Origin of the sequence: Arthrobacter mobilis (assembly GCF_012395835.1) — a bacterium.
Lineage (GTDB): Bacteria > Actinomycetota > Actinomycetes > Actinomycetales > Micrococcaceae > Crystallibacter > Crystallibacter mobilis.
The window spans coordinates 1-5,456 of sequence record NZ_JAAZSQ010000044.1 but is presented as its reverse complement, the minus strand read 5'-3'; the positions used below and the strand labels follow the sequence as shown (position 1 = coordinate 5,456).

Genomic DNA, 5,456 nt, shown 5'->3' with positions numbered 1-5,456 from the left:
CCCCCCCCCCCCCGGAGACAGAAGTGCCCCGGCTCAATTGGGGGATCGCCGGGGCACTTCCTTCTATCGCTGTCCTGCCAACCTGGCACTTGGGGGATATCAGGCTGACAAACAGGGGATAGTCTGCCAAAGATGCAACGATAAATCACATCGGTGTGATTCGTGTTACGCAGAGTTGTAACAGAGCCCTGCCGCCGTCACCAGAGTCAGGTGGCCGGCGGTGGGGGATCCGGATATCCCACGCCGCACCTGGCTTTCCCTTGTCCGGGCTTTGGACTCTCAGGGACTTCCGCTGCTACTGAAGATGTTCAAGGCCGACGTTTCCGGCATCGTCGGCCATATGTTGGCTGACGGCTGCAGACTGCTGCTTAACGGCAAAGACAGCCAGGTGGGCGGAGACCATGGCCGTGCGGATGCGCGGCTCGCGGTTGTCCTGACTGCCATTGCCGGCATCCTCTTGCGTTAAGCTTTGACGCGAGGGTGGGCCCTGGCACCGGGGTCCACCTTTGTGTGGCCGCTGCATTCATCTCCGCCGGTAGGGGCCGGAAGTGCAGGCAGTCCATTTCGTATTTTCTGTCTCAACAACCAAGAGGGAACACATGGCAGGACCGTCGCGCGTCCAATGGGTGGATGCTGCCAAAGGCATAGCAATACTTTTGGTGGTACTGCATCACTCAGTCATTTTGCTGGGCCAGATGGATCTCGTCTGGGGTCCTTGGGCGCAGCTGAACAGGACTTTGCAGGTATTTCGGATGCCGCTGTTCTTTGCGGCCTCCGGCCTGTTCGCGGCATCGGTGCTGGCCCGCCCGTGGAAAGCGCTGTGGTCCAGCAGGCTGAGTCTGTTTGTGTGGATATTCCTGCTCTGGTCGGTTATCAGGTTCCTGTACTTCGTGGCGGTGCCCATGGAGGCGAGGCCGCAGGAAACCGACCTTGACAGGCTGCTGGCAGCGCCGCTGCTGCCCATGTCGGGGCTCTGGTTTGTCCATGCGTTGTTTTTCTTCTTTGTTGCAGCCAAGCTGATGCGGGGCAGGGTTGACTACCGCATCCAGCTGGTGGCCTCGGCCGCCATGTCCGTTCTGTTCTTGTCCATTTCGTCCTGGAACATCAGCTGGAACGGTATGGGAAAGTACTTCTTCTTTTTCCTGGCTGGCTGCTATCTGCGTGAGTTCGCTTTTGCGTGGGTCCGGAACCGGGGTTCGGGACAGCTGGTGCTGGCGGGCGTCCTGTTCGGGGCCGGGGTATGGGCGCTCGACTTCTACGAACTGAGCCGTTTTGGCCCGGCCGCATTTCTGCTGCGCGTAGTGGCTGTTGCCTTTGGTTTCCTGCTTGCGGCATCTGCGGTCTCCTGGCGTGGGGGCAGCGTGCTCAAGTATCTTGGGCGGAACACGTTGCCGATTTACGTCGTACACGTCATCATCGTCGCGTTCCTGGCAACCTTGCTCAGCCTTGCGGGCCACCTTCCTGCCGGCCTGCGGCTGATCCTCCCACTGTTGGTCGCGGCGGCTGCTGTCTGTCTTGCGTTGGGCCTCACACGCATTTTGCGCCGGCCTTTGCTGCGGTTCGCGTACGAGGCGCCGGAGTGGTTTTCCGGCGCAGCCCCCGCAAAGATTCCTGCGACTACTGCAGCCCATTCCGGCTGAGAGTTCCGCCAATAACTTGTGTTGGGCGACACCCGCACCAGGGATTACGTATGTACTTCGCCTGATGGCCAGGCACTTCCCAAAGTCCGGGTGTCACCGCGGTGTATCGCCGACTACCAACCGGACGGATTGAACTTGCTGACGGCAACCGCGTTTTTTTGCATTCAGCAGGCTAGTATCTTGAGGAATCCGGCCATTCTTGGGGGATGACCGGAAATTTCCCTCGGCATCCGGGGGGACAAGGAAGGGCCCCGACGCACATGGGGGAATGGTCGGGGCCCTTCGTTCTGGCGTTTCCGGCCAGGCACTTGGGGGATACTGGGCCGGAAAACAGGGCTAGTCTGCCACTTGTTGGTCAAATGACCATATCGGCGGTCATCCAATGTGACACCTCCTAGTAACATGAGTGCAGACCTGCAGGGATTCGTGGTTTCGCCGTACTTGGACGAGACAAAGCGTCCCATGTCCTGCCATAGGATCGGGGTTCCTTCCTTCTTCGCTTTGCCTTCGCTGTGCTCGGGCTCGATGTTCTCGGACTGGTGAGGCCGCCCGTGATTTCACAAAGGATGGTGCCGGCGCAGGGCCCTCCGGCGGGCCCGAGGAGGATCCGGCGGCCATTCCGGAAGCGGCCTCCTGCCAGCTCCACCAGAGGGTGTTCATGGCCAAGGTACCTGGCCACTGGCGGTATCCGATCCAGGGGCACGGGTATTGCCTCAGGCACACCGCAGACGTTTCAGTTCCTTTCCCGGGGATCTGGATATGGGGCACGCTACCGATTGGCATAGTGCCGTGGATCTCTTCCCTGGTCACCAGAACCGGGCGCCCCTGTAAACGATGCTGCGGGCGGCCTTCACCTCCAACAGCGGCATGGTCGATGCCCTCATGCCCGTCTACCAGCCGAAATCGGTAAGGGCAGATCTGGCGTACAGAATGCCGCTGATGTCACCCGTGAAGTCCTCGCCGTCGAGGGAGTAGCGCGTGCATGCGGGTCATACGTGGAATACCGTTGTGCACCTGCAGAACACCAGGGACGGGTTGCACATGCGCGAGCATCTGCGCCCGTTCCTGGCGAACGTCCACCCGCTAAACAGTGTGTACTTCCTGCAGGACAACTGGGGTGAGGACCATGCGGTTCCTCCCAAGGAACTGTTCACCCAGGTTCTCGAGGCTGCCGCGGCGACGGACTGGAGCGAGAGCCTGACCAAGCTGGGCTTCTCGGTGCCCGGCTTCCGACTGACGTTTCCGGCCTGAACGCCATGGCCCCTGCAGGCATCCGGCGGCCATGATCCACCTCGAACTAGATGTTCCGAGGTGGATGAGACCTCGTCCCATTCCTGGCTGGGGCGAGGGAGTCTAGGAACAAGCCGTGCGCCTTTTGTACAGGTCGTCTGTGCCGACATTGGTTGGCGGGGTGACCATGACGCCGTTACGCCTGACGTTGAGGGTCGTGCTGACGATGGTCACTGCCCGGACGAACCCGTTTGTTTGCAGGCCTTTTTCGGCGGAGGTGCGGGCGACGGTCGATTGCGCATCTACGTTGGAGGTTTCCAACGGATCCGGCAGACAGCCAGCGGGGCGTTCCTGGGACATGCAGAACCCCTACATCCTTGAGATGTAGGGGGAGAAAGCGCCCCGGACAGGAATCGAACCTGCGACCAAGAGATTAGAAGGCTCCTGCTCTATCCGCTGAGCTACCGAGGCTGGCGGGCTTTGAGGCCGGTTTACTGTCAGATTACTGTCAACTTCTCTGCGGACAGGTTCTGACAGTGTGCGCGAACTGTCGGTTTCCTGTCAGTCCGCCCGGCTCAAAATCCACGATTACTTTATCAAGTCATCGAACACACTGGAGGGTGTGAAGAGGGATTCCTCGAACAGATCCGCCTATGTGTCCAGCGTCATCTGTCAAGGCGGCAGGGGGCATCCCCCAGGTCGGCCCTGCCGTGTCGTTTCGCGGAAACGGTTGGTCACGTCCACCCCATAGGATCGAACGGGAAGGAATCACCGAGGTTGGGGAACATGGAGAAGATCATCCCGGCTGTCCTATGGTCTGCCATTACACTTTCTGGCTGCAGCGCCACGAAAGCCGCGACGGAGTCTGTTCCAACCGTGACGGTTACTGCAACGGCAGAACCGAGCGAAACAGCAGACGCGGCACAGACGAACTAGGTCCAGCAAGTTCGCCGCAATGCACACGGCCTGACGCCTGGTGTCATCAGCGATGACAACCTTGTGGGATACGCCGAGTTTGTCTGTGTTGCGGAGCCCGGCACTGGTGACCGGGATCTTCTGGTACTGGAGCTCAGTCTCACCGAAGCAGAAGCACATACGATTGCCAATGCCGCAGATGACTATCTCTCCTGGACGTTAACGGAAGCTAGGCATCTTACGCCGGAGTTGCCGGTCATGCTGAGAAACACACCGCGTCCCGAATGCACAGCCCCGCTGCCGATCTAGGTAGCGGGGCTGCCGCGGTTAGATAATCCATGAATCATCCAGCTGGCCGGCAATTGCACCACCAGCAGGGGAGAATGAGCGGATGACTACGACAGACCATGGGGCGACAGACCTCCGCGCCGTACTGGAGGTGATCGACGCCGGCGCACTGGAGGCAACCGAAGCCGAACGCGCATTCATCGCCGGTGCCCTGGCTGCGCTGGAATCCTAGGCGTGTACAAGGAAGCGCTATGCACGCGCGGACGCGGGTATTCGCGTGCATCGGGTACCCCACCTCTCTCATCCACAAGTTTTCTGGTCGATCAGCTGGTCGAAAAGTGGACGTCGATCTAATCCGAAAATGAGGTGACCTGCCTGGTCTGCGGTCAGGGGTGGATGGCCGGCGGGGCAGGATTGCCCTGTGCCGGTCGGGATGCTGGCGGGGTTATGCGGCCGGGGTGAGGGTGACGGTGTAGCCGAGTGCTTCGAGCTGGCGGACGTGGTTGCGTTTCCTGGTATCCGGGTCGGTGCGGCGGGTGAAGTGGTCGGAACCGAGGTCGCGGTAGCGGGTTTCGGGGTTGGCCAGCAGGTGCCAGACGATTACGAGGATGGAGCGGCCCACGGCCACAACGGCGCGTTGCTTGCCTCGCCGTCTGGCCAGGCGCCGGGAGCGTTCGCCCAGGAAAGTGTCGGTTCTGGCAGCGCCGGCCGCTGCCTCGCCCAGAGCGCGGGCCAGGTAGCGGTTGCCGTGCCCGGTCGAGCCGCTGCCCCTGTTCCTGCCGGCGGAGGACTTGATCCCGGGGGAGAACTTCGCCCAGGAGCACAGGTGTCCGGCGGTCGGGAACCGGTCATGTCGGTTCCGGTCTCGGCGAGGATGGCCGCGGCGGCCACGGGCCCGATGCCGGGTATCTCATCCAGTCGGGCCGCCGCTGCCGCGAAAGGGGCCAGCTGTTCGCCGATCTGCTCATCCACTGCGGCGAGGTCGGCATCGAGACCGTCGATCCGGGCCAGCATCCTCTTGAGCAGGAAGGCATGGTGATCATCGAAGTGCCCGGTGAAGGCCTCCTCCAGCTGCGTGATCTTGGTGCGCATCCTCGAGTGCGCCAGCTGCGCGAGCACCCTCGGGTTCTTCTCCCCGGTGATCAGTGCGGCCAGCATTTCCCGCCCCGAGACCCCGAAGATGTCCGAGGCAACGGAGGAGAGCTTAATGCAGGCGTCCCCGGGGAGCTTTTCAATCTGGTTCTTCTCCGCGGTGCGTTCGGCGACCAGGCCGGTAGCGGGTCAAATCCCGCAGCCGGCGGGTCTCGGCCGGGGGCACGAAGCTGGGCCGCAGCATCCGGTGCCCGGCAAACATAGCCGGACCGCGTCCAGCACGTCGGTCTT

General features: G+C 61.7%; 6 protein-coding genes and 1 tRNA gene. 4 read left to right on the top strand and 3 right to left on the bottom strand.

Annotated elements, in window-relative coordinates; genetic code table 11:
- Positions 1-304 precede the first annotated feature (304 nt).
- From HGG74_RS20630 to HGG74_RS20620, 3 genes are all read left to right on the top strand, one after another.
- A complete protein-coding gene (locus HGG74_RS20630) occupies positions 305-466 on the top strand; it encodes a hypothetical protein (RefSeq protein WP_168489419.1) in 162 nt (53 codons plus the stop codon).
- Between the two features lie 133 nt (positions 467-599).
- Positions 600-1,640, top strand: coding sequence for an acyltransferase family protein (locus HGG74_RS20625; protein WP_168489417.1), 1,041 nt, complete (start codon positions 600-602; stop codon positions 1,638-1,640).
- 1,008 nt (positions 1,641-2,648) lie between these two features.
- Positions 2,649-2,891, top strand: coding sequence for a hypothetical protein (locus HGG74_RS20620; protein WP_168489416.1), 243 nt, complete (start codon positions 2,649-2,651; stop codon positions 2,889-2,891).
- A 102-nt stretch (positions 2,892-2,993) separates the two neighbouring features.
- Here HGG74_RS20620 and HGG74_RS20615 read toward each other — a convergent pair whose 3' ends face one another.
- Positions 2,994-3,230 (bottom strand): hypothetical protein, encoded by a 237-nt coding sequence (locus HGG74_RS20615; protein WP_168489414.1) that lies wholly within the window; start codon positions 3,228-3,230, stop codon positions 2,994-2,996.
- Positions 3,231-3,268: 38 nt separating this feature from the next.
- Positions 3,269-3,341 (bottom strand) — tRNA-Arg (locus HGG74_RS20610).
- 835 nt (positions 3,342-4,176) lie between these two features.
- Between HGG74_RS20610 and HGG74_RS22060 the strand changes: the two genes are divergently transcribed.
- Positions 4,177-4,305, top strand: a complete 129-nt coding sequence (locus tag HGG74_RS22060) for a hypothetical protein (RefSeq protein ID WP_281356193.1) — start codon at positions 4,177-4,179, stop codon at positions 4,303-4,305.
- A gap of 213 nt (positions 4,306-4,518) precedes the next feature.
- On the opposite strand, the gene HGG74_RS22320 is transcribed toward HGG74_RS22060, so the two are convergent.
- Positions 4,519-4,869, bottom strand: coding sequence for a hypothetical protein (locus tag HGG74_RS22320; protein WP_512698810.1), 351 nt, complete (start codon positions 4,867-4,869; stop codon positions 4,519-4,521).
- Positions 4,870-5,456 lie beyond the last annotated feature (587 nt).

Coding starts and splice junctions, on each gene's coding strand:
- HGG74_RS20630 (WP_168489419.1), top strand. CDS start 305: ATGTTCAAGGCCGACGTTTCCGGCATCGTCGGCCATATGTTGGCTGAC.
- HGG74_RS20625 (WP_168489417.1), top strand. CDS start 600: ATGGCAGGACCGTCGCGCGTCCAATGGGTGGATGCTGCCAAAGGCATA.
- HGG74_RS20615 (WP_168489414.1), bottom strand. CDS start 3,230: ATGTCCCAGGAACGCCCCGCTGGCTGTCTGCCGGATCCGTTGGAAACC.
- HGG74_RS22060 (WP_281356193.1), top strand. CDS start 4,177: ATGACTACGACAGACCATGGGGCGACAGACCTCCGCGCCGTACTGGAG.